Origin of the sequence: Caldifermentibacillus hisashii (assembly GCF_039654145.1) — a bacterium.
GTDB classification, from domain to species: domain Bacteria; phylum Bacillota; class Bacilli; order Bacillales; family Caldibacillaceae; genus Caldifermentibacillus; species Caldifermentibacillus hisashii.
Genome location: NZ_CP155467.1, coordinates 612,280 through 636,632, shown reverse-complemented (window position 1 = coordinate 636,632; position 24,353 = coordinate 612,280). Strand labels below are relative to the sequence as shown.

Below are 24,353 nucleotides of genomic sequence, written 5' to 3'. Positions count from 1 at the left end.
ACTACTGTTCATTTTCGTTTAATATTTCAAGGAACTGTTCTTCGCTCCATATTTCAATATCGAGACTTTGTGCTTTTTCCAATTTTGATCCGGCATCAGCCCCGGCGATAACAATATCAGTCTTTTTACTGACACTTCCGGTTACAGTTGCCCCTAATTGTTCTAGTTTTTCCTTTGCTTCATTTCTGGACAAATTCGTTAACTTTCCTGTTAAAACAATTGTTTTCCCGGCTACAGGAGATTCTATATCCGCGATATTTTGCGGTCTTTCCCCTTTATAAGTGACATTCACACCTAGGGATTTCAATTCATCAATTAATTCTTTTACTTCCGGAGCCTGAAAATAAGTAACAATCGAATTTGCCATTTTTTCCCCAATATCAGTAATTGCTTGTAATTCTTCTTCTTTTGCATCCATAAGCCGATCGATGTGTTCATATGTTTGTGCTAAAATTTCGGCTGCTTTTGCACCGACATGACGAATGCCAAGACCGAATAATAACCGTTCTAATGAATTTTCTTTTGAGGCTTCAATGGCAGTTAATAAATTTTGAACGGATTTTTCACCCATTCTTTCCAGTTGAATCAATTGGTCTTTGGTTAATTTATAAATATCAGCTACATCTGCGACTAAATTTTCTTGGAACAATTGGGTAATTACTTTTTCACCCAAACCATCGATATTCATGGCATTTCTTGAGACAAAATGAATCAAACCTTCACGAATTTGTGCCGGGCATTTCGGGTTTATGCACCGCAAAGCTACTTCCCCTTCCAAACGGACCAGTTCACTTCCGCAAGCAGGGCAATGAGTTGGCATCGCAAAAGGATTTTCTTTACCGGTTCGTTTTTCAGGAACAGACCGCACGACTTCCGGAATGATGTCACCCGCTTTTTTAACGATAACATAATCACCAATTCGAATATCTTTCTCTTTAATCAAGTCTTCATTATGCAAGGATGCCCGCTGTACCGTTGTTCCGGCAACGCGTACCGGTTCCAGTATTCCTGTTGGCGTCACGACACCGGTCCGACCGACACTGAGATCAATACCAATTAATTTGGTCATTACTTCTTCTGCCGGGAATTTATAAGCAATCGCCCAGCGTGGACTTTTCACCGTCGTTCCAAGCTTTTCCTGCTGGTCATAACGGTCGACTTTGACCACAATCCCGTCAATTTCATAAGGCAAATCAGGTCGCTTTTCTTGCCATTCTTTAATATATTCCAAGACGTCATCAATCGTCGAACAAAGTCTTCTTTCCTGATTTGTTTTTAAACCGAGCCGGTCCAAATAATTTAATCCTTCACTATGTCTTTCAATTAATTCTAAATGATTCTCACCGATGGCATAGAGAAACACATCGAGATTCCTGGAAGCTGCAATTTTCGGATCCAGCTGTCTCAAGGAACCGGCCGCTGCATTCCTTGGATTGGCAAACAAGATTTCTCCGTTTTCTTCCCGCTCCTTATTCAGTTTAGCAAAAGATCTTTTCGGCATAAATACTTCCCCACGAACTTCAATCGTTACTTTCTCGGTTAACTGTAAAGGAATCGAGCGGACGGTTCGTAGATTCACTGTAATATCTTCCCCGACTGTTCCATCACCACGGGTAGAACCTTGGACGAACACACCGTTTTCATATCGAAGGGAAACCGCTAACCCATCAATTTTCAATTCGCAAACATAAGCAGTGTCGCCTACCGTTTGTCTCACTCTGCGGTCAAAATCGCGAAGATCAGCCTCATTAAAAGCATTGGCAAGACTAAGCATCGGGATTCGGTGTCTTACCTTTTGAAAACCTTCCAACACTTCACCGCCTATCCGCTGCGTTGGAGAGTTCGGTGTCTTTAATTGGGGGAATTCCGTTTCCAGAGCAATTAATTCTTGCATTCGTTTATCATATTCACTGTCAGGAACAGATGGCTTATCCAATACGTAATATTCATATCCATATTGGTTCAATAACTTATGCAATTCATCTACCCTTTTTTTGGCATCTTCTAAACGCATAGACAACCCTCACCTTTGTATGTAATTTACTGATTAAGCAAAGCGCGATTTCCTGAAAGAGCTTTTGGGTTTTATTTGTTATTTTAAATGATCCATAAATCTTTTCTATATTTTTTGTGAAAAAATCACATTATTTTTGTTTTTCAATAGGGGCAAATTTGGCTAACAGACGCTTTATGCCGACTGGTATTGGAAAGGCAATATCCAATTCCATATGATCCCCCTCGCCTTTCACACTAACAACCGTACCGACGCCCCATTTTTTATGAATCGCCTTGTCGCCCGCTCTCCAACGAATATCTTCACCGCCTGTGGTTGATTGCGCAGGTCGAAATACCGGACGAACCTGATGCTGATCACGAACGGGAACATTTCGTTTCTGTTCATTTAACCTGTCAATAAATTCATCGGGAATTTCTTCAATGAATCTGGAAGCGGGATTTATATTAGTATGACCGTAAAGCGTTCGGATTTGGGCATTTGTAATATATAATTCTTCCTCTGCCCGGGTAATTCCGACATACATGAGACGTCTTTCTTCTTCCATATCATTTTCTTCCATGAGACTTCGTGAATGTGGAAAAACTCCTTCTTCTAAACCGATTAGGAAAACAACGGGAAATTCAAGTCCCTTTGCTGAGTGCAGTGTCATTAGTACGACAGCATCTTTTACATTTTCTTCTTTATCCAGTTGATCGATATCAGCTACTAAGGCTAAATCAGTTAAAAAAGCAATCAGTGTTTGGTCTTCACTGGATTCCTCAAAATTTTTCGTCACTGACAGAAATTCATCGATGTTTTCGAGGCGGCTTTCTGCTTCTAATGTTTTTTCAGCCTGTAACATTTCCCGATATTCTGTTCGTTTAATGATTTCTTCGGTTAACTCCATCACGGACAAATATTCTTGCATCTGATTCAATCCGGAGAGCATTTGATAAAATTCACGGCAGGCTTTCATAGCTTTTGCCGATAAGCCGATCCGTTCCACTTCTCCTAATGCACGAAACATAGACATCTCGTTTTGAAGGGCATATTGCGCGATGCGATCAAGGGAAGTAGCTCCAATCCCGCGCTTTGGCACGTTAATGATACGAACAAAACTAATATCATCATCCAAGTTTGCAACAAGACGTAAATAAGCGAGTAAATCCTTAATTTCTTTCCGGTCATAGAATTTTGTCCCGCCAACAATCGTATAAGGAATATTCGCCTTCACCAACATTTCTTCCATTGCCCGCGATTGTGCATTTGTCCGATATAGAATGGCAAAATCACTAAACTTTCTTTGTTTCGTTTCAACCAGTTCTTTTATTTTACCGGTGACAAACAATGCTTCTCCTTGTTCTGTGTCAGCTCGATAATATTGGATTTTTTCCCCTTTTTCATTATCTGTCCAAAGATTTTTCGGTTTTCTTTTCACATTATTTGAGATAACATGATTAGCCACTTGTAAAATATTTTTCGTTGACCGATAATTTTGTTCAAGTAGGATCACTTTTGCATTCGGATAGTCCTTTTCAAACGAAAGAATATTGGCAATATCGGCACCTCTCCATCCGTATATCGACTGATCCGAATCACCGACCACACAAAGATTTTGAAATTTCGCTGCCAATAAGTGCACAAGTTGATATTGCGCCTTATTCGTATCTTGATATTCGTCCACATGAATGTATTGAAATTTCCTTTGATAGTACTCTAAAACCTCAGGAACCCGTTTGAATAATTGAATTGTTTTCATGATCAAGTCATCAAAATCGAGGGAATGATTTTTGAGAAGCCGTTTTTCATATTGTTCAAAGACGTCGCTTACGATATTTTCAAAATAATTGCCTGTATATTTTCCATATTGTTTCGCATCAATCAACTCGTTTTTCGCACTGCTGATGGCACTTAAAATGCCCCGCGGGTCAAATTTTTTCGAATCAATATTTTTATCTTTTAAAATTCCCTTTATGACCGATAGCTGATCCGTCGTATCTAAAATGGTAAAATTCCGGTTAATACCAATCCGGTCAATATCTCTTCGTAAAATCCGGACACACATCGAGTGGAAAGTGGAAATCCAAATTTCATCTGCGGCACCGCCAAGAATTCCGTTAATCCGCTCTTTCATTTCCCGAGCCGCTTTATTCGTAAAGGTAATCGCTAATATATTATAAGGATTGACTCCTTTTTCCAATAAAATATAAGCGATTCGGTGCGTTAGTACTCTTGTTTTTCCACTGCCTGCCCCGGCCATAATGAGGAGCGGACCTTCCGTGGTCTTGACCGCCTGTTGCTGCTCCTTATTTAATCCTGCAAGAAGACGATCCTTTAAATATTGCACAACAATCACCCTTTTCAAATCCGAATATTTGTTCTTATTTTACAAGAAATCGTACTGGAATGCAACTTGTATTACAATTCTTTTGCCGCTTTAACGGTTTTCAACGCTTCCTGTAAATTATCATAAATCACATTTCCTACCACAATTACATCTGCATGCGTGATCATTTCCCGGGCACGTTCCGCAGTTGTTATTCCACCGCCATAGAAAAGGACCGATTCTTCCAACTGTTCTTTTACACATTGAACGACTTCCGGATCTCCGTAAGTTCCGCTATACTCCAGATAAAACACGGGTAAGCGCAACATTTTTTCCGCCATTACTGCATACGCTTCAATGTCATCCAAACTCAAATCCGTTTTCGCACCGGTTAATTTCGCTACTTTACTATTTTCATTTAAAATACAATAGCCTTCAACGACCATTTCCTTCCAATCGATGAAATGCCCGTATTCTTTAATAGCCTGATGATGATGTCCGATAATCCAATTCGGATCTTGGCTGTTTAGCACCGTTGGAATAAAGTATAAATCAAATCCGGGGGAAATCGAGTCAATATTGGAAATTTCCAACGCACATGGTACAGGATAACGCCGAACTCTCGCCATTAAGTTAAGAACATTTTCCAGCGTTACCCCGTCCGTGCCACCGATCATAATACAATCCGTACCTGATTCGCAAATTTTCTCTAATGACAGATCATCAATTTCTTTATTCGGATCAAGTTTAAATACATGTCTCCAAGTCCGTAAATCGTACATATGATTTTCCTCCATTATTCGCTCCATTCCAACATTATACCATTCCTTTGCTATATAAAAAATAATGAAATCTTCTTATTAAAACCAAGAAGGAATCAGTGCCATAGAAAAAGGGACTTACAAACCAGTCCCTTTTTCTTCTTCCTGCTCATTATTATTTTGTTTATCAGCCAAGCGATCCAGAACCATCTTATACGCATCGTTTCCGTAATTTAAACAACGCTTGACGCGAGATATCGTTGCAGTGGAAGCACCTGTTTCTTTTTCAATTTCATGGTATTTACTGCCTTCTTGTAAAAGTCTTGCAACTTCTAACCGCTGAGATAAGGATTGGATTTCATTAATGGTGCACAAATCATCGAAAAATCGATAGCATTCCTCTTTGTTTTTCAATGTTAAAATCGCATCGAATAATTGATCCAACGCCTTTCCTCGTAATTTATCTATCTGCACAAATCATGCCTCCTCCTACAAAATAACATTCTTCCTTGCTAATAGAAAAATGGAAGAAATCTATATTTCCCACAAATTTGATAGTAGAACAAATCTGACGCTTCCGGCAAGCCTCCCACCTACCTTCCTCGTTGATTTAAAATTTGGTAGAGGCTTTAAGAGTGGGATAGCAATTACCTAAAACTGAACCATTTTATCTAAATCAGGGACAATATTAATCCATGTTTTACCCGGCACAAGGGGCACTTCTTTTCCATTCAAATAAGGGACAATTCTCCCATCTTCATTTTCCCATTGGATCTCTTGTAATTTCCCTTTTTGTAAAAGAAATGCACGGCCGCCGGAAGTTAAATCAATATCCAGTAACCCGTAGCTGTCAATTGTCCGGTGATTTGTTTCAACAATGAATATATTATTTAAAAGGACCGGATCGCCGGTTTCATTGTCAACGGTTTGGGCGCCGGCAGAAAAACGTTTGTACGTACTTGATGCCGGGTCGTATTCATAACGGACTTCAAATGTTTTTGTAGAATAGGAGATCGTTGCCGAGGACTGCTCCGTTCCTCCCACTTCTTCATCCTCTTTTAAAAATACATACGGTTCCGGTGCCCCAACCATAGAAAAATTTTCTTCCTCTGCACCTTCTTCAATATGGTCGTAAGTTATATAAGAATTATGCGGTGCTTTCCGTTTCGATGATCGCTCAAATAAAGTTCCATCATAAAAAAGTCCGTTTAATGAATCAACATAGCCGCTCTCCAGCATTTTTTGCGCTTTTTCACTCCAACCATGATGAACATAAAGTGCATCTAACCCTTTTGCCACCTCTACATAATAAGGCCTCGCACTCCTAACCGGACCAATCATTTCCGGTTTCTCACTTTGAAACACAGCGAGGAACCGGGTAACTCCACCCTCAGCCAGTATCTCAAAAACAAGATCCGCTTTCGTTAACCCCGATTGCGGGCGGCCTTCCGGATGATTATTGACCATAACCGTGACAGCACGGTTTTCAGGTTTCTTATCAGTTGGTAAGCCCGTTAGCGGGTACGTATATTTACTTTCCTCTTCTTTCGTTTCCGTTTTTTCCAAATCTTTGGTGTCCGTTTGTTTACTTGACGGGACTTCATTTTTGCTGCAACTCATTAATAAAAATAATGCGACAATGAATAGTAACCAATTTACTCGTTTTTTCACTCGGTCTAACCCCTTTAAGTTGTAATTAGTGTATCCCTTTATTATTTTAACGCAATATAGAAGGAAACAAAACTTTTTTTTGCATGACATCATAAACTCCTTTTGGCGTCATACGAATATAAGGTAAATGCGTAGATGTGAAAAAGAGTAGCGTATAAATAGGATCATCAAATTGGTACCCTTTTTCCTTCATTATTTTTTTAAACTCTTTTTCTTTTATAATTAAACGTTCAAAAGAAAGTCGACTGGAGATGCCCGATAAAGGTAAATCCAATTCATAAATGATTTCTCCCTTTTCGACAACAACGATTCCACCGCCAATTTCTTTCATTCTGTTAAACGCTATTAACATGTCTTGTTTATTTTTTCCAATAAGAAGAATATCACCCGTATAAGTAAAAGAAGAGGCTAACCCACCTATACGCGCAAATCCTTTCAATAATGTATTAATCCTTTGCGTTCCTTTCTCATCAACAGTCATAAAAAAGCATTCATCTTGCGGATCGTCAATTTCGTCCCGATCGACATCAATCGATATTGAATATGGTTTTGTAATAACGGAATTTTCCAGTTGGATACCAAATGGCATGGAAAACTGTAAATCTGTCATGGTTAAATCCCAATCAATTTGTAACGGCTGAAAACCAAAATGATCAAGGGAAATATTTTGTTCATTTTCAACCGGTTTGCTATCTCTTTTCACCCAGACTCCCTTTGCTAATACCGATACAGGTGTTGGTTGATCTATTTTTTCAAGAAAATTAATATCTGCTGTGCGACCGGTAGCAATTAACCCGTGTAAGTGATCAAACTGATAATATTTTGCCGGATTATAGGTTGCCATTAAATAAGCGTCGATTGGTGGAACTCCTTTTTCGATAGCGATTTTAATTAAACAGTCTATCACACCTTGTTCATAAAAGGACGGAGGTGAACCATCTGTTGTTAACATAAAATGATCGTAATTTTGGATCCCCATTCGGTTAAGATCATCGAGTAGATTCGGTAAATCCGGACGAATCGATGAGTACCTTAATGTCACCATATAACCTTGAAGCAACCGCCTCATCACTTCTTCCCCGGTCATAGCCTCATGGTCAGAATCAGCTCCAAGAAGTTTCAGTTTGGCTAATGTTTTTTCCGAGGCACCGGGAAAATGTCCTTCCACTTTCTTATTTAACCGCTTCGTTTCTTGAATCCAATGAAGCGTCAGATCATCTCCTGCCAATAATTTCGGCCAACCGGTTAATTCCCCGCCTTGAATAACGAATTCATGATTGATCCAATTTTTTACTAATGCATTGGAAAATATTCGTTCTTCATCGATTAATTCTGATTGACTGTCATACCGTGCCCACCAATATAAGGTTGACGGAACAGTTTGAAGAGCTTCTATAAAAGAAAACGCTTTCTTTTTATTTAATAATAATATAAGCGGTAAGTTATCATTGATTAAAACGCTCGTTCCAAATTTTAATGCATACTGTGCAAAAGATAGGGGATTATATAACTGAAACGGATGAACATGCGGCTCAATATATCCCGGAACAAGAAAATAATGTTTACAATCAACTTGTTCGCATTTACTATCTATAAAATCAGGTTCCCGTTCACCTACATAAACAATTCGATCTTGATAAATCCATATATTGCCTGTCATCCATTGCTTAAGTATTCCATGTAAATAGGTTGCATTAAAGAAAACTTTTGTGGGAGACCTTTTCCCGTCAAGTACTTCTACATGTTCTCTAAGTTCCCGGTTTCTCCATCTATATTTTGATTCAACCATTTTATCCACCTTTTATTCATTGTTTTTACCTTGTATTTTTCTATTCAAAAAAAATTTAAATGTAACCGTATTATATCACGATTTATCAGTTCATGCATTAAAGAAAACATTAACATTTTGTTAACGGAGGAAAATAGAATGAACGTAAAGCAAAATATTGGTATTATGAATGCATTGATTCGAATCACTGTGGGGTTGACGACGCTTTCTTGGGCAACCGCCAAACTTGTAAAAAGACCCTGGAGAAATTCCTATTTGTTCATTGCTTTTCTTGCTGCCATGAAAGTTGGGGAAGGGATTGTTAAATATTGCCCGATGACAGATGTTATTCAAAATCAAATGAATCAAATGAATGGTTCAGATAGCGATTCTAATAAAAACGGAAATGAGTCCCAAAATAAATCGGACTTAAAACAAATGATGGATATGTTTGTCCCGAAACAAAAAGAACAATCATCAAACGGAACAAATAATAATCAGCACCAACAAGGCAGTCACCATCATGAACAGGAAAATAGCCAAAGTTAGCAAATATCCCATCTTTTACATTTTTAAAGAGAACTCGAGTACCCGAGTTCTCTTTAAAAATTTTATAACCCCAAACGTTCAAATATGGTGTCCACATGTTTTAAATGGTAATGGTAATCGAAACAGTCAGCCAACTCTTCTTTTGAAAGGGTGGCCATAATTTTTTCGTTACTTTCAACTAAGGAGCGAAAAGGGACTTGTTGTTCCCACGCCAGCATAGCCAGCGGTTGAACCGTATCATAAGCGGTTTCGCGGACCCAACCTTTTTTAATCAATGAGAGAAGCACCCGTTGCGAGTAGATTAACCCTAATGTCCGGTCCATGTTTCGTTTCATATTTTCCGGGAAGACTGTCAAGTTTTTCACAATATTAGAGAAACGATTCAACATATAATTTAAAGCGATCGTCGCATCCGGCAAGATAATCCGTTCAGCCGAAGAATGAGAAATATCCCGTTCATGCCAAAGGGATACATTTTCGTAAGCCGTAAGCATATATCCGCGAATCACCCTCGCCATTCCGGTCATATTTTCCGAGCCGATTGGATTCCGTTTATGCGGCATAGCGGAAGAACCTTTTTGACCTTTCGCAAAAAATTCTTCAACCTCTCTTACTTCACTTTTTTGTAAGCCTCGGATTTCTGTGGCAAATTTTTCAATGGATGTAGCAATAAGAGCGAGGGTGGCCAAATAATAAGCATGGCGGTCCCGCTGTAAGGTTTGTGTTGAAATTGGCGCAGGAGTAAGGCCAAGTTTTTCACATACATATTTTTCTACAAACGGATCAATATTTGCATATGTACCAACTGCACCGGAAATTTTCCCGAATTCGACACCTTGGGCGGCTTGTTTGAAACGTTCAAGGTTCCGTTTCATTTCTTCATACCAAAGTGCCAACTTCAATCCGAAAGTGGTCGGTTCCGCGTGAACACCGTGGGTCCGTCCCATCATCACAGTATACTTATGTTCCTGTGCCTTATGTTTCAAAATCGCTATGAAGTTTTCAATATCTTTTATCAAAATGGTATTGGCTTGTTTTAATAAATAAGATAGTGCCGTATCAACGACATCTGTTGACGTAAGGCCGTAGTGCACCCATTTCTTTTCCTCACCAAGACTTTCTGAAACAGTTCTTGTAAAAGCAACCACATCATGTCGTGTTTCTTCTTCAATTTCTTTAATCCGATTAACAGAGAATGTCGCTTTTTCACGGATTTTTTGAACATCCTCTTTCGGAATTTCTCCTAATTCCGCCCATGCCTCACATGCTAAAATCTCTACTTCAAGCCAGGCATGAAACTTGTTTTCCTCTGTCCAAATCGCACCCATTTCTGGTCTTGTGTACCGGTCGATCATATTTTACCCTCCACTTTATTTCAAACTTGATTTTTTTCTTATTTTTCCATCATGATCTAGTTTCATCTTAACAAATAGAAAAAAGACAAGTCAAGGTAAATTCGAACGTTAATTAATAAACCGCCTATAAACGTTCGTATTTTAGTTTATTAAAAACTTTTATCTGGCAGCACAAGACCGAAATGGTAATATGATTGCTCGATAAACAAGTAGAACAAATATTTAAGAAGGCCTAAAAACCCCACAGATACTAAATTCTGTGGGGTTAAGAAAAACTATTTTATTTTACAGCATTTTTTACAAGTTCGATTACTTCTTCAACTGTGCTCTTTTGGAGTGCCTCTTGTGCCAATTTTTCCATTTCCGCTTTCGATAATTTGCGGATTAAGGAACGAGCTTTCAAGATAGAAGTCGCACTCATTGAGAATTCATCAAGGCCAAGACCTAATAATAACGGAACAGCTGTTTCATCACCGGCCATCTCACCGCACATGCCTGTCCATTTTCCTTCTTTATGAGATGCATCAATTACCATTTTAACTAAACGTAAAATTGATGGATTGTACGGTTGATACAGATAGGAAACTTGTTCATTCATCCGGTCTGCAGCCATTGTATATTGAATCAAGTCATTTGTCCCAATACTGAAAAAGTCTACTTCTTTGGCAAACTGATCAGCTAACACAGCGGTCGAAGGAATTTCAACCATAATTCCGAGTTCGATATGATCGGCAGTTGGGACGCCTTCCTTTGCTAAGTTATCTTTTTCTTCCAAAAATAACTTTTTCGCTTCCCGGAATTCATTTAATGTGGCAATCATTGGGAACATAACTTTTAATTTTCCGTAGACACTTGCTCGAAGGAGAGCACGTAGTTGAGTACGGAAAATATCTGTCCGATCCAAGCAAAGCCGAATTGCACGGTGTCCCAGAAATGGATTCATTTCTTCCGGCAGCGGTAAGTAGGATAATTTTTTATCCCCGCCGATATCCAATGTCCGAACCACGACCGGTCTGCCTTCCATGCCTTCTAAAACGGCCTTATAAGCTGCAAATTGATCTTCTTCACTTGGCAACTCATCACGGCCCATATATAAAAATTCTGTCCGGAATAAGCCGACACCTTCTGCACCGTTGTGAAGCGCACCTTCTACATCTTTTGGCGTACCGATATTAGCAACTAATTCTACTTGGACACCATCTTTAGAGATAGAAGGCTCATTAACCAATTTTGCCCACTCCGCCAATTGTGCTTCATAATCTGCTTGTTTTTTCTTATATTCCTCAATTAATTCTTCTGTCGGGTTAATATGTACTTCACCGGACAATCCGTCCAAAATCAAGAAATCGCCATTTTGGATATCTTTTGTTGCTGTTTTTGTTCCTACAACTGCAGGAATTTCTAAGGATCTGGCCATGATTGCTGAATGGGAAGTCCGCCCTCCAATATCAGTGGTAAACCCTTTAACAAACTTCCGATTTAACTGTGCGGTATCAGATGGAGTTAAATCTTCGGCTACGATAATCACTTCTTCTGAAATCATACTTGGATTAGGAATGGTTACATTCAATAAGCCGGCTAAAACTCTTTTACGGACATCACGAATATCTGCCGCCCGTTCCCGCATATATTCATTATCCATTTGTTCAAAAATGCCGATAAACATATCGGTCGTTTCCTGTAAAGCAGCTTCGGCATTCATCTTTTCATTTTTTATTTTATCCTCAATAGGTGCAACAATTTCCGGGTCATTCAAAATTAACAAATGAGCTTCAAAAATCTCTGCCTTGTCCGGACCTAAAGCTTCCCGGGCATGATCACGAATTGCTTCAAGCTGGGATTTAGCTATTCTTAAGCTGTCACGAAATCTGGAAATTTCTTTTTCACTGTCTTCAACGGTCGTTTTTTGAAAGGATAAATCCGGTTCCACAAGACGATATGCCTTACCGATGGCAATACCACTTGAGGCGGCAATTCCTGTAATCCATGTACTCATTACTCAGCCAACCCTTCTTTTTTCATTAATTCATCGATTGCGTTCATCGCTTCATTTTCATCGGTACCGTTAGCTTTAATTTTTATTACAGCATTTTTTCCAATACCAAGGGACATGATTCCCATAATTGATTTTAAGTTTACTGTTTTTCCGTTATATTCGAGTTCTATATTGGAATTAAATTTCCCTGCTTCACGGACGATTAATGTAGCCGGTCTTGCATGAATACCAGTTTCCTCAATAATTTTATAAGTTTTTTCTGCCATTGTAAACACTCCTCAATTTTAATTAGATTTTCCATGATAAAAAAGGTATTAACGGTAATATAGTTCAGATTATTCAATATGTTGAACACCTGAAAAGTTCATTTTCTAAAACTTGCACGCCCAATATAAAACTTGTCCTGTCCTAACTATCGTTCATGCAAATCTCGCGTAAAATTGGATACTACTTATTATTTTACTCTTTATCTTTTTCTATGTTAACAAATTAACAAGTTTATTTTCAACATCATTTTTCCCTTGGATGCCGTTTGTTTACCTAATTGATATAATTCCTTTTTCTTCTAATTGGACAGAACCCATTTTTTCTATGACAACTTTTTCATCAACATCTAAATTCGTGAAAACAATTGGTGTGATAATAGAAGGAACTCGTTCTTTAATGAAATCTAAATCTGCACGTAATAATGGTTGTCCGGCTTTCACTTGTTCACCTTCATTTACCAGTACTTCAAAACCTTCACCATTTAGGTTGAATGTATCTATACCAAAGTGAATGAACATTTCACGTCCGCTTATTGTTTGGAAGGAAAGGGCATGTTTTGTCGGTAATACATTTATAACTGTACCGTCTGCCGGAGCAACAACTAGTCCTTCTTCCGGTTCGATAGCAAAACCATCACCCATCAATTTAGCGGAGAATACGTAATCCGGTACTTCTGTGATTGGTTTTAAAGTACCTTTTATTGGTGCAATAAATGCCACATTTGTATACATATCATTTTCTTGTACTTCCGGGTGTATTTCCTCCATTTGTTGTATATACCCCTGTTGCTTAACCGTTTTTACAGCATGAGGTTTTTTCCCGTTCAAGATATTCTGCATTTGACTCTTTAAGGTGTCTGATTTAGGGCCAAAAATTGCTTGAATATTATTTCCTACCTCGAGGAAACCGGACGCACCTAATTTTTTCAACTTTTCTTTATCAACATTTTTCATATCCTTTACTTGAAAACGCAAGCGAGTAATACACGCATCCAAGTGAATGATATTTTCCTGTCCACCCATTGCCTCAATAACTTGAAATGGAAGTTCTCCTTTGTTTGTTTCCTCTGTACGATCTTCTTCCTCGACAGTTTCAATCTCTTCACGACCCGGTGTTTTTAAATCCCATTTCAATATAAAAAAGCGGAAAAAAAAGTAGTAAAGAACTGCAAATACGAAGCCGACGATAATCGTGAGCCACCACGGTTCTCTTCCAGGTAATATACCGAATAGGAAAAAGTCAATGGCACCACCTGAGAATGTATAACCGATATTCACATCCAACCATGTCATGATAACGAAGGAGAAACCATCTAACAATGCGTGGATAAGAAATAATACCGGTGATAGAAACAAGAATGTGAATTCAATGGGTTCTGTAATCCCAGTTAAGAATGAAGTTAGTGCAGCACTAACAAGCAAACCTGCCACCATTTTTTTCTTTTCCGGTTTTGCCGTATGGTACATGGCAAGTGCTGCAGCCGGTAAGCCAAACATCATAATCGGGAACTCCCCTGCCATGAAGTGACCGGCTGTTAGTTCAACTCCATCACGCAACTGAGCAAAGAAGATAGTCATATCTCCACGAACAACATCACCGGCAGCCGTCGTATAAGAGCCAAATTCATACCAGAATGGCGCGTGATAGATATGATGTAATCCAAATGGTATAAGTAATCTCTTAATAAAGCCAAACATAAATACTGCAATATAAGGACCTTCATCAATTAACCATATGGAAGCGGAATTCAGGGCACTTTGAATCGGCGGCCATACGACCAATAGAATTAATCCGGCAATCAGTGAAAACGCCGCAGTTACAATTGGTACAAAGCGTTTTCCGGCAAAGAAACCGAGGAATGTTGGCATGTTGATATCATGGTACTTATTGTAACAATAGGCCGCAACGAGACCAACAATAATACCACCAAATACACCGGTTTGTAAGGTAGGAATCCCTAATACAGATGCAGTGCCTGGATTCGTTCCGATATTCTCAGCTGTTAAACCGATCCAAGAACCCATTACCTGGTTCATAACCAGATAACCAACTATCGCTGCCAGTGCCGCTACACCGTCTCCTGCCAAACCAATGGCAACCCCTGCAGCAAATAATAAGGCAAGGTTGGAGAAAATAATATTTCCTGCATCTTCCATTACACTACCGATAAGCTGAATCCAATCAGCCTGTAAAAACGGGAGAACGTCGATCATATTCTCTTGACCAATTGCATTACCGATACCCAGAAGTAACCCGGCAGCCGGCAATAGTGCAACAGGAAGCATAAGTGCTTTACCGGCTTTCTGTAAAACACCAAAAAGTTTTTTCAACACAGGTGCGTTCACTTCCTATAAAAAATGTAAAAGAGGATGGTGAAAAAGTCCGGGAACAGTTTTTTCGAATTTATCGATCAACTTGCTGCTCACTTTTTATGTACTTGAAGCAAACGCTCTGAATTTTAGAGAATACGTTTCCGCAAACTTTTTGTTCTCCTCTTAGAACACACACGAAAATTTAAAGGCATGGGAAAAAGGATAAGTTACACAAAGCACCATTATTTACGTATTTTGTGTATCTCATCTTCTTTTTACTCATGCCTGATCGAATCAGTAACACGTAAAATATGGACTCTTCTTTTTAGTTAGTCAAAATTTTACTATAAATTCTTTGCAAATGCATGGTTAGATAGACAGCCTCTGCATTTCCAACCGGTTTCTTTAAAGCATTTTGCATAATTTTAATTAGCTTCCATGAGAGATTATAACAAAAAGGGTATTCATGTTGCAATGTGTACGTTAATTTTGAAATTTCCCCCAATTCATCCCCCTCGTGTACCCTGTCAATGGTAAATCGCAAATGTCTAATAAGACGGATATAGTCGATTGAATGTTTATCAATTTTTGCTTGGAAAGCTTCTTCGATCACATTGACCAATTGGCTAATCAGTTGGGAATCTTTATTGATTTCCAGTACATTTTTATGCATGATGGCGCTATGAATATGAAGAGTAATAAAACCGATTTCGTCCACGGGCAATTGAATTTTCACCGCTTCATTGACAATTTTTACAACTTCCGAAGCAATTTTAAACTCCATCGGATAAATGGATTTTGTTTCAAATAAAAACGGATTTTTGATTGAAATCCCTTTCATCGTCCGGTAAATAGAGAACATTAAATGGTCTGTTAAGGCAACTTGTGTGTGTTCATCCAAGCTGGTGTGGGTTTGGTTTTTTATATAGTTTAAGGCGTCAATGATTGCATCGAACGTTTTTGCTTCCATTTGCGGTAATAAGCTTTTATACTGCTCCTGTTTCTCTTTATCTTTTAAAACAAAGATTTTTTCAGCAAATTCTTCACTCAGTTGATCCCCTCGTTTCTTATTAAAACCAATTCCCTTGCCGATTAGGACAACCTCTTTAAATTCCTCATTTTCCGCAATCAAAACATTATTGTTTAATATTTTTTTGACAATGAACAACGCCATAGCATTACTCCATTCTAAAAATGAATCTTATTTATTAATTATGACGTACCCTATAGACGATGGTCAACAATTTCATACAATGTACAAAAAATTATATATTGGAAATTATAATGTTCTACGCTCACACAACTATTGAATAGTAAAATGGCCCGGGCAAATATCCCGAGCCAATCTATTATTCTTTTCAACTCAAAAAAGTAAAATAAAGGATGAAAATAACCGCTAATATATACATAATCGGGTGAATTTCTTTGGCCCGACCTTTAACAAGCATCGTTATCGGATAGAAAATAAACCCGACTGCAATTCCGGTTGCAATACTGTATGTTAATGGCATCATTAACACCGTGAAAAATGCAGGGATGGCAATTTCAATTTGATCCCATTCAACAAATTTTAAATTGGATGCCATTAATACCCCGACAATGATCAAAGCTGGTGCAGTCACTTGAGAAGTAACAATTTCCAATAATGGTGAAAATACTAATGCTAACAGGAAAAATACCGCAGTGACAACCGCTGTTAATCCGGATTTTCCTCCTACAGCCACACCTGCTGTTGATTCAACATAAGAAGTCGTACTTGATGTACCTAAAATTGCACCAAATACAGTCCCGGATGAGTCAGCAGTCAATGCACGTCCTGCCCGGGGTAATTTCCCGTTTTCCATGATTCCTGCCTGTGTTGCAACAGCCATTAATGTACCTGCAGTATCAAAGAAATCAACAAACATGAAAGTTAAAATAACTACAAGCATTTGTATAGAAAAAATATCTTGCAAATGGAAAAGGGCTTGACCAAATGCCGGTTCTAAACTTGGCACCGGTCCGATTATATCATTAAGTCCTGTCGGGTGGGGAACAAGTCCGAAAATCATCCCGACAATAGAAGTAATAATCATTCCATAGAAAATACCTGCTTTAATACCTATTGTCAATAAAATAGAAGAAATAAGAAGTCCGAAAATAGCAAGCAATACAGTTGGAGATGTCAAATCGCCAATCCCAACCAATGTAGCATCATTATTAACAACAAATCCCGCATTAATCAATCCGACAAAAGCAATAAATAAACCAATCCCGGCGCTAACCGCATATTTTAAACTTTCAGGAATGGCATTGATAATCATTTCACGAATTCCGGTCATTGTTAATATAACAAGAACAACACCTGAAACAAGAACTCCCGACAACGCTGTTTCCCAAGGAATTCCATAGCCTAAAACAACCGTATAAGCAAAAAACGCATTCAACCCCATACCCGGAGCTAGTGCGACCGGATATTTTGCCACGATTCCCATAACGAAAGAACCGATTGCTGCAGCCAAAGCCGTTGCTGTAAAAAGGGCACCTTGGTCCATTCCCGTTGCCGACAGAGTATGCGGATTGACGAACAATATATAAGCCATCGCTAAAAAGGTAGTTAAGCCGGCAATAAACTCTGTCCTAAAATTTGTTCCCAATTTATCAAACTCAAAATAATTTTTCATACTCCCCTTACCTTTCTTTTGTTAGTTTTCTGATTATTCACACAAAAACTCAAATAAATAAAGCTCGCGAGCGATACTCGGAGCTTGACAAAAGGTAAGAAATCATCGTAATACGATAAATCCACACCGGTTCGTTTCATAAAAAATAGTTTCATAGCATGTTGAGACAAAAATACTATTAGAAGAATTTTTCGATACGGATGTGCGTGATTCATTCATGCTCACATGATGTGAATCTTTTCCATTCACAGTGATATGTTTTTAGAACATGAATGTTTTATTCGTATTCTCCAATCCATGATTCATACCTCGTAGTCAAGCTATTTGTGGTAGCTCGGTAGAAACTCTCGGGCCATATTCCCGAAATTATACGAGTATTTGTTATTAGTTTTTACAAATTTATATTATCAGTATTCAATGAAACTGTCAACGTAAAATACGAATATTTATTAATATAATTATATTTTTGTTCGTGTTATACTGGTTCCACCAAAATTCATGATAGGCCTGTGGTTCTCCCATTTAAATATGATAATATAATAAAAATGTTATGATTTTTTATAGAAGAAAGGTGGAGTGACAACATGTTTTCATTTATAGTCGTTGTGTTTCTTTTATTTTTAGTCCCGGGTCCTGCAGTGATTATTACAATTTCTCAAACGATTAAAAGTGGGAGAACAAACGGTATTTTGACTGATTTAGCCTTCAAACTCAAGAATAGATGGCGATATGAATTATACGTTTCACGAAACTTAACCTACTTTATCCCTATAAAAATATAGAATGAAAGAAGTCAAAGGAATCGCAAATATTAATTGTTAATAATTTTTGTATTTGAAATATATAATACGAGGAGTGTTGAAAATGATAAAACAGGAAGAACTGCTTGCCCGTCAACTGCAGCTACAAACTGAAGCAGATACAATTTTTGAAGAAATGCACCTTAAGCAATGCTGACAAAAGCCGGTACACCTGTAAAAGTAGGGAGTGCGGCTCTAGATTTAATGGCTTGGAGAGACCTCGATATTACTGTTGTTTGTTCGAAGTTAAATATCGCTACAATTTCCGGAATAGCTTCACAATTGGTGTCCTGTCCTCAAGTCCGTGATTTGAATTTCATCAATGATACAGGCAATTGGAATACAGATCCAACCTATCCTGACGGTTATTTTCTAGGTATCACTCACGAATCCAACACCGGTAACAAATGGGAGCTGGATATTTGGTTTGTGGATGGGCCTAAAAAACAGCCTGATTTACGGCATATTCGCACGAAGCCTGATCAACTAACTCCAGCAGCGATTGTCTCCATTCTAAGCATGAAAACCGTTTGGTCCACACGACCCGAATATGGGAAGCAAGTAACAAGCTTATGTAAAACTGATATAATGGAACAAATCGAAATATTCAGAGGTGCTATATGAACAATATCCCGATTAAAAATAGATTAATAGAATTACTTGTTGACTATTTAATAATCATTGTGTATTTGGTTCTGTTATTAATTGTCAACTTGGGGATCATCCTTTTTATTTTTAAGGGGATGCCAAAATATACTGAAATGCAAGCGCAACTAATCGCAACGTTTACATCTGTGATACCAATTATCCTGATATTTTCATACTTGGATTATTTTAAAAATGGGTCTATTGGGAAAAGGGTATCCGGATTGAAATTGATATCCATCAATGTGGTTTTTCAGAACATATAGAAAGAATTATGAAAACACATAAACAGATTGAGCCATCTGCCCATGTGTTTTTTTGTTTGCCGAAAATGTTATTCAAAAAACTTTTACTAAAAATGCAACAAACAGCACTTTCGTGTAGGGACTTAGTAAATATAAAGGTTTCCAGCTCTCCTATAATTTTTCCACTCCATCGTATTATTACTATTACTTTGCTCAAAATCCTGTTTTTAACTTAATATCAATTAATTTGAATATCTGTTATGTCATCATTCAACTAAATGCTCCGATAAATGAATCGTTATTCTGCTAAAGCGCTCTATTCTGGAATACTGAAGTTTACTCGTTAATTAGTATATGATTAATTCATTTTAGAAATCAGCTACAAATATAAAAATTACAACAACTTAATGCTTAATTCTATTTATAAATTAAAATCAATCAAGAGGATAGTAATGAGGACCAGTCTATTTAACATTTAATTCATGTATGTTTATCAAAAGACCTTAAAAATACACACCAAGTATAAAATGGCGTATTTTTAAGGGTCTTTTGATTGTGGAACTTATTCAAGTAAAGCACCCGTTACTTGAAGTATCTTTCAATTTATTTACCTACTAAAACAAAAACATTTTCATCCGGGGCTTTCATTACCGCAACGTGTCCACCTAAAGAGTTAGCAAATGGAGTGCGAATCCACTGAACTTCAGAATTATTCTTTAATGTTTCATAAAATGCTATAACATCTTCAACAACAATCTCGGTTTCAGCAAAATTTAAATTAGGATTATTTTTTAATACTAACTCTGAATTACCATCAGGAAATCTCATTCCAACAAGAGTCCATTGTTTCTCTTCGTCTTGATAAGTTTCCCACGCCTTGGTTAGACCTAACGATCGATAGAAATTCACTGACTTTTCAATGTCCTCCGTAAAAACTGCAAGACATTCTATTTTTTTCCACATAAAATATTACCCCATTTCAATTCATAAACTACACTTTTTAAAAAAACATCTTTATTCCCGTGCAACTAAAGCCTAAATTAAACAACAGAGATTCAAATTTCCATCTCATACTTGTTTGCCTCTTCTTTACCAAACATATCAGTTTTTACTATATTCTATTTCAAACAACTCCTTTTGCTATAAATTTATTTAATAGGAATTAAAAACTCACAGATTTTGTCTTCACCTTCCTCTTCTTTATATCGTTCTATTATCGGTTCTTCACAGATATTTAAATCATTTTCTCTTATATATTCGGGCAATTCCTTCCAAAACTGCTGAACTGCTTCTGTAGTATGTCTGACCGTAAAAACTGCATATTTTCCGCCCCTAAAATATCCAGTCTTAACCTTGTTGTCTTGGGAGAAATCTTCATCAGTAATTAAAACTAGATCATATCTGCACTTTTCAGGTGGTATTATTTCTGGATTATCTTGAGCAATACCATAAATCCCGTTTTCTAATAAAGTTTTTGTTAAATCATTTTGGGCAATCCAACTCTTAAAATCTTTCATCATATCAAAATTTTTACGGCTACCATACGCACCAGTGTTTCTCATATAAACCATTTTATTTTCATTTAAAATTTCAATCTTATAGTTCATTATTTCCTCCTAAAAATATATTGGAGACTGGCCAGTAGCTCCTCACAAATAACGATAACATGCTTTAAAATGGAATTCATCAACATTTTTAAAAAAGTGAGCATAAACAAAGTATGTACGCTTTGTTTGTTGGCACATAAAATTGGCTTGTTAACCCCTACCGCACTACCGTTTGATAGCCATTGCTTTTTACAAATATTTTTCCTCTGCATAGATTACCGTTAGTCATCTGTCAGATCCTTATTCTTTTTGTAAGAACGCTTTAGTGAAATGTAGTCAAATAAAAAATCGTGAAAAGTATCGGCAATGCAATCAAGTCTAATCCCTCTTCCCAATTACTCGGAATTCCTTTAACGATTAGAAATATAATAAAAAGGTCACGCCTGCTAACAAAGAATGATTAACAACCATTCGTCTTCTTTTAATATAGTCCTGCTTATCCGATACTTCCGTATGTTCTATTCCTGAGAAAATATAGCGGATATAAGAATATCCCATCATAAGGAATGGTCCTTTCAATAATATAAATTGAATATCTATATAATTTTATTACAATGTTTATTTTTCGCCTTAGAAAGCAACAAAGTTTACGAAAACAGCCTATTTTTAACATAAAAACGCCCTTTGGACAACGCATAATCCAGAGGGGTAAAATTTCCCATATTTTTTATAAACACCGCAACTTTTTTCAAACGTCTTAACTTTATTTCAAAGTCACAGTTATCCTACATTCTTTGGATTTTCCACGTAAAGAGCTATAATATATCCGCATTCATTGCAATACTCTGCTGAAATAGGTGAAGACTTTCCTCTTATATTTTCAGGAAACATCTGAACCTGTCCGAAAGAAGCGCCCATTACACCTTTTTTAATATCTTCGCTCTTACACTTTGGACAAATTGGTTTTGCCATTTGTACACCTTCCTTTTGAATGATTTTCTTCTACAAAACGACTCGATTGTTGGATTATCTTGCTCTCACTCATTAAATTAATTGTATCAAACTTTGTTCCAAATGATTAATCTTTATTATAAAATATAAAATTTATTTCAAAGCCACAATAAATGCTGAAAAATTCCCTGCCAAATTTTATTTTTGGCAGGGAACTATCTTTTTTAAATCATTTTATCCATATTAGATTAGGAAAAGCCATTATAAATAGGTGTTCCCTCTTCAAATCAAGTTAGCCTTTTATTCCCACTCAATCGTTGCCGGTGGTTTGCTTGTGATGTCATAGACAACCCGATTTACATGAGGAACTTCATTAACGATTCGCGTTGAAATTTTTTCCAGTACTTCCCACGGAATCCGCGCCCAATCTGAAGTCATACCGTCAATCGATGTGACTGCACGAATGCCAATCGTGTAATCATAGGTTCTAGCATCCCCCATGACACCGACACTGCGAATATTGGGTAGGACGGTAAAATATTGCCATATATCGCGATCCAAGCCAGCCTTCTTAATTTCATCCCGTAAAATCCAATCTGATTCCCGGACAATCTCCAATTTTTCTTCGGTTACTTCACCCAAGACCCGAATCCCCAGACCCGGACCCGGGAATGGTTGGCGCCATACAATTTCATCCGGAATTCCAAGAGCAGTTCCGAGGGCACGAACTTCATCTTTAAATAACGTGTTTAACGGTTCGATTAATTTAAAATTCATATCTTCCGGAAGACCGCCGACATTATGGTGGGATTTAATTGTTTGTGCAGTAGCCGTTCCGCTTTCAATAATATCCGTATACAATGTCCCTTGAGCTAAAAATTCAATACCTTGTAATTTATGAGCCTCGTCATCAAAAACATAAATAAATTCATTGCCGATAATTTTCCGCTTTTGTTCCGGATCACTGACACCTCTCAGTTTATCCAGGAAGCGTTTTTGGGCATCAACTTTGATTACATGCATATGGAATTTATCGCCGAATGTTTCCATAACACTTTCGGCTTCTCCTTTCCGAAGTAACCCATGATCAACAAAGATACATGTTAACTGGTCGCCGATTGCTTTATGGATTAAAACCGCAACAACGGAAGAGTCAACTCCGCCGCTTAATGCACAAAGAACTTTTTTATCGCCAACGGTTTCACGAATTTTTTCGATTTCCATTTCGATAAATTGATCCATCGACCAATTTGCTTCACTGCCACAAATACCGAATACAAAATTCTTTAGCAAGTCATTACCGTAAACCGAATGGCGAACTTCAGGATGGAATTGAACGCCATAAAGTTTTTTTTCTTCATTACTCATCGCAGCAATTGGGCAGGATGAACTTTCTGCGTCAACAGTGAATCCACTTGGTACTTCTTTCACCAGATCACCATGACTCATCCACACAACTTGTTGTTCGGGCAAATTTTGAAACAAAACTTTATTCGTACTTACTTGAATTTCCGCTTTCCCGTACTCACGGGTTTCAGCCTTTTCCACTTTCCCGCCAAAATGTTTGGCCATTAACTGCATTCCGTAACAAATCCCTAAAACGGGGACTCCCAGCTCAAAAATCTTTTCATCACAAGTGAAAGCCGACTCATCATACACACTATTCGGACCACCGGAGAAAATGATGCCTTTTACATTCATCTTCTTTATTTCCTCAGCCGTTATTGTATGTGGATGCAGTTCACTATACACGCCAAATTCTCGGATTCTCCTTGTAATTAATTGATTATATTGACTGCCAAAATCCAAGACAATAATCATTTCCCGCTCATTTGTTGTATTAACCAATCTGTCCACCTCTTCAATCTATTGTTTATATCAGTATACCCGTTCCAATGAATATATCCATCATCACATCCAGCGTGAAATTGCACAAATCCTCTACGGCTTCGATATAAAAGGAAATAAACATATAAGAAAAGCGCAGAGCGCCCGCTTAGCGACGTACAAACTGGAGCGCCCCGCAATGAGATAAAGGAAACACGGCGAGTGACGAGCCGATGTTGACTTATCGTAGTGAAGCTGCTACTTGAGCGAACTTCATGAGTAATCTTCCTTGATGTACTTCATGAAGCTTTGCGACGAGCTGAACATCCGCTTCCTCGAATAGGCTATGGCGCAGGAGCACATTAAAGGGGAGCTAGTTTCTCAGTCGCTGGCGCTCGGAGCTAGACAATAAAACTAATTCCAAGTTATTTACTTGTATTTTTATACTTTCTTATCTTTTAAGAAAAACTAGACCCTACCAGTAAAGGCAGTTTCTAGTTTTCGTTCAAGTTATTTTTTGAAGGGATTAATTACCGATTCAAAAGAACAAATTAGAAAACTGCCTTCATAGTCAAACTATTTTCGGTAGTTTGGTAGAGACTCTCGAACCATATTATCGAGGATATATGAAGGAATGGAATTTATCAAGTTTTACTGAACGTCATTATTGTAAA

Annotated in this window: 19 protein-coding genes and 2 riboswitches; of the genes, 3 read left to right on the top strand and 16 right to left on the bottom strand. The window is 37.7% G+C overall.

Going from position 1 to position 24,353, the window contains the following annotated elements:
• Position 1 precedes the first annotated feature (1 nt).
• From ligA to NSQ14_RS02980, 6 genes are all read right to left on the bottom strand, one after another.
• Complete coding sequence (gene ligA / locus NSQ14_RS03005) at positions 2-2,014, bottom strand: NAD-dependent DNA ligase LigA (RefSeq protein WP_346216846.1); 2,013 nt, start codon at positions 2,012-2,014, stop codon at positions 2-4.
• A gap of 130 nt (positions 2,015-2,144) precedes the next feature.
• On the bottom strand, positions 2,145-4,343 hold the full coding sequence (gene pcrA, locus NSQ14_RS03000) for a DNA helicase PcrA (protein WP_041847412.1): 2,199 nt from the start codon (positions 4,341-4,343) through the stop codon (positions 2,145-2,147).
• 71 nt (positions 4,344-4,414) lie between these two features.
• Positions 4,415-5,104, bottom strand: coding sequence for a heptaprenylglyceryl phosphate synthase (locus NSQ14_RS02995; RefSeq protein ID WP_041846695.1), 690 nt, complete (start codon positions 5,102-5,104; stop codon positions 4,415-4,417).
• 117 nt (positions 5,105-5,221) lie between these two features.
• On the bottom strand, positions 5,222-5,557 hold the full coding sequence (locus NSQ14_RS02990) for a YerC/YecD family TrpR-related protein (protein ID WP_041846696.1): 336 nt from the start codon (positions 5,555-5,557) through the stop codon (positions 5,222-5,224).
• 177 nt (positions 5,558-5,734) lie between these two features.
• Positions 5,735-6,754 (bottom strand): DUF3048 domain-containing protein, encoded by a 1,020-nt coding sequence (locus tag NSQ14_RS02985; protein ID WP_041847411.1) that lies wholly within the window; start codon positions 6,752-6,754, stop codon positions 5,735-5,737.
• Positions 6,755-6,800: 46 nt separating this feature from the next.
• Positions 6,801-8,543: an adenine deaminase C-terminal domain-containing protein gene (locus NSQ14_RS02980; protein WP_034767948.1), complete on the bottom strand. Its 1,743-nt coding sequence runs from the start codon at positions 8,541-8,543 to the stop codon at positions 6,801-6,803.
• Positions 8,544-8,681: 138 nt separating this feature from the next.
• On the opposite strand from NSQ14_RS02980, the gene NSQ14_RS02975 reads away from it, so the two are divergent.
• Positions 8,682-9,071, top strand: a complete 390-nt coding sequence (locus tag NSQ14_RS02975) for a YgaP family membrane protein (protein ID WP_095142191.1) — start codon at positions 8,682-8,684, stop codon at positions 9,069-9,071.
• Positions 9,072-9,133: 62 nt separating this feature from the next.
• Here NSQ14_RS02975 and purB read toward each other — a convergent pair whose 3' ends face one another.
• The 6 genes from purB to NSQ14_RS02945 all read right to left on the bottom strand — a co-directional run bounded on the left by purB (position 9,134) and on the right by NSQ14_RS02945 (position 17,664).
• A complete protein-coding gene (gene purB, locus NSQ14_RS02970) occupies positions 9,134-10,426 on the bottom strand; it encodes an adenylosuccinate lyase (protein WP_346216845.1) in 1,293 nt (430 codons plus the stop codon).
• A 280-nt stretch (positions 10,427-10,706) separates the two neighbouring features.
• Positions 10,707-12,422, bottom strand: coding sequence for a phosphoenolpyruvate--protein phosphotransferase (ptsP, locus tag NSQ14_RS02965; RefSeq protein WP_095142193.1), 1,716 nt, complete (start codon positions 12,420-12,422; stop codon positions 10,707-10,709).
• Positions 12,422-12,688 (bottom strand): phosphocarrier protein HPr, encoded by a 267-nt coding sequence (locus NSQ14_RS02960; protein WP_034767942.1) that lies wholly within the window; start codon positions 12,686-12,688, stop codon positions 12,422-12,424. Before NSQ14_RS02960 ends, ptsP begins: the two co-directional genes overlap by 1 nt.
• Before the next feature lie 270 nt (positions 12,689-12,958).
• Positions 12,959-15,022 carry a glucose-specific PTS transporter subunit IIBC gene (gene ptsG / locus NSQ14_RS02955; RefSeq protein ID WP_346216844.1) on the bottom strand — a complete coding sequence of 688 codons (2,064 nt, stop codon included), beginning with the start codon at positions 15,020-15,022 and terminating at the stop codon, positions 12,959-12,961.
• A gap of 304 nt (positions 15,023-15,326) precedes the next feature.
• Positions 15,327-16,175 (bottom strand): glucose PTS transporter transcription antiterminator GlcT, encoded by an 849-nt coding sequence (glcT, locus tag NSQ14_RS02950; RefSeq protein ID WP_340499283.1) that lies wholly within the window; start codon positions 16,173-16,175, stop codon positions 15,327-15,329.
• Positions 16,176-16,359: 184 nt separating this feature from the next.
• Entirely contained in the window at positions 16,360-17,664 is a 1,305-nt protein-coding gene (locus tag NSQ14_RS02945) for an NCS2 family permease (protein WP_251242047.1), read from the bottom strand.
• Between the two features lie 292 nt (positions 17,665-17,956).
• A riboswitch (purine riboswitch) is annotated at positions 17,957-18,058 on the bottom strand.
• 190 nt (positions 18,059-18,248) lie between these two features.
• Between NSQ14_RS02945 and NSQ14_RS02940 the strand changes: the two genes are divergently transcribed.
• Positions 18,249-18,446 carry a hypothetical protein gene (locus tag NSQ14_RS02940; RefSeq protein WP_346216843.1) on the top strand — a complete coding sequence of 66 codons (198 nt, stop codon included), beginning with the start codon at positions 18,249-18,251 and terminating at the stop codon, positions 18,444-18,446.
• A 222-nt stretch (positions 18,447-18,668) separates the two neighbouring features.
• A complete protein-coding gene (locus tag NSQ14_RS02935; protein ID WP_346216842.1) occupies positions 18,669-19,088 on the top strand; it encodes a hypothetical protein in 420 nt (139 codons plus the stop codon).
• An 869-nt stretch (positions 19,089-19,957) separates the two neighbouring features.
• Here NSQ14_RS02935 and NSQ14_RS02930 read toward each other — a convergent pair.
• The 4 genes from NSQ14_RS02930 to guaA form a co-directional block, all read right to left on the bottom strand.
• Positions 19,958-20,317, bottom strand: a complete 360-nt coding sequence (locus tag NSQ14_RS02930; RefSeq protein ID WP_034767932.1) for a VOC family protein — start codon at positions 20,315-20,317, stop codon at positions 19,958-19,960.
• Between the two features lie 185 nt (positions 20,318-20,502).
• Positions 20,503-20,961, bottom strand: a complete 459-nt coding sequence (locus NSQ14_RS02925) for an AraC family transcriptional regulator (protein ID WP_034767931.1) — start codon at positions 20,959-20,961, stop codon at positions 20,503-20,505.
• Positions 20,962-21,681: 720 nt separating this feature from the next.
• Positions 21,682-21,873: a hypothetical protein gene (locus NSQ14_RS02920; RefSeq protein WP_034767930.1), complete on the bottom strand. Its 192-nt coding sequence runs from the start codon at positions 21,871-21,873 to the stop codon at positions 21,682-21,684.
• 279 nt (positions 21,874-22,152) lie between these two features.
• The gene (guaA, locus tag NSQ14_RS02915; protein ID WP_041847986.1) at positions 22,153-23,673 is read right to left on the bottom strand and encodes a glutamine-hydrolyzing GMP synthase; all 1,521 of its coding nucleotides are present in this window, start codon (positions 23,671-23,673) and stop codon (positions 22,153-22,155) included.
• Between the two features lie 554 nt (positions 23,674-24,227).
• Positions 24,228-24,329, bottom strand: a riboswitch (purine riboswitch).
• Between the last annotated feature and the right edge of the window lie 24 nt (positions 24,330-24,353).

Bases quoted from the DNA above. Each gene is read 5' to 3' on its own strand.
- NSQ14_RS02975 (WP_095142191.1), top strand. From the start codon at position 8,682: ATGAACGTAAAGCAAAATATTGGTATTATGAATGCATTGATTCGAATC.
- ligA (WP_346216846.1), bottom strand. From the start codon at position 2,014: ATGCGTTTAGAAGATGCCAAAAAAAGGGTAGATGAATTGCATAAGTTA.
- NSQ14_RS02920 (WP_034767930.1), bottom strand. From the start codon at position 21,873: ATGGCAAAACCAATTTGTCCAAAGTGTAAGAGCGAAGATATTAAAAAA.
- purB (WP_346216845.1), bottom strand. From the start codon at position 10,426: ATGATCGACCGGTACACAAGACCAGAAATGGGTGCGATTTGGACAGAG.
- NSQ14_RS02980 (WP_034767948.1), bottom strand. From the start codon at position 8,543: ATGGTTGAATCAAAATATAGATGGAGAAACCGGGAACTTAGAGAACAT.
- glcT (WP_340499283.1), bottom strand. From the start codon at position 16,175: ATGGCGTTGTTCATTGTCAAAAAAATATTAAACAATAATGTTTTGATT.
- NSQ14_RS02930 (WP_034767932.1), bottom strand. From the start codon at position 20,317: ATGTGGAAAAAAATAGAATGTCTTGCAGTTTTTACGGAGGACATTGAA.
- NSQ14_RS02945 (WP_251242047.1), bottom strand. From the start codon at position 17,664: ATGAAAAATTATTTTGAGTTTGATAAATTGGGAACAAATTTTAGGACA.
- NSQ14_RS02960 (WP_034767942.1), bottom strand. From the start codon at position 12,688: ATGGCAGAAAAAACTTATAAAATTATTGAGGAAACTGGTATTCATGCA.
- NSQ14_RS02935 (WP_346216842.1), top strand. From the start codon at position 18,669: ATGGCTTGGAGAGACCTCGATATTACTGTTGTTTGTTCGAAGTTAAAT.
- NSQ14_RS02925 (WP_034767931.1), bottom strand. From the start codon at position 20,961: ATGAACTATAAGATTGAAATTTTAAATGAAAATAAAATGGTTTATATG.
- ptsP (WP_095142193.1), bottom strand. From the start codon at position 12,422: ATGAGTACATGGATTACAGGAATTGCCGCCTCAAGTGGTATTGCCATC.
- NSQ14_RS02940 (WP_346216843.1), top strand. From the start codon at position 18,249: ATGTTTTCATTTATAGTCGTTGTGTTTCTTTTATTTTTAGTCCCGGGT.
- NSQ14_RS02995 (WP_041846695.1), bottom strand. From the start codon at position 5,104: ATGTACGATTTACGGACTTGGAGACATGTATTTAAACTTGATCCGAAT.
- guaA (WP_041847986.1), bottom strand. From the start codon at position 23,673: ATGATTATTGTCTTGGATTTTGGCAGTCAATATAATCAATTAATTACA.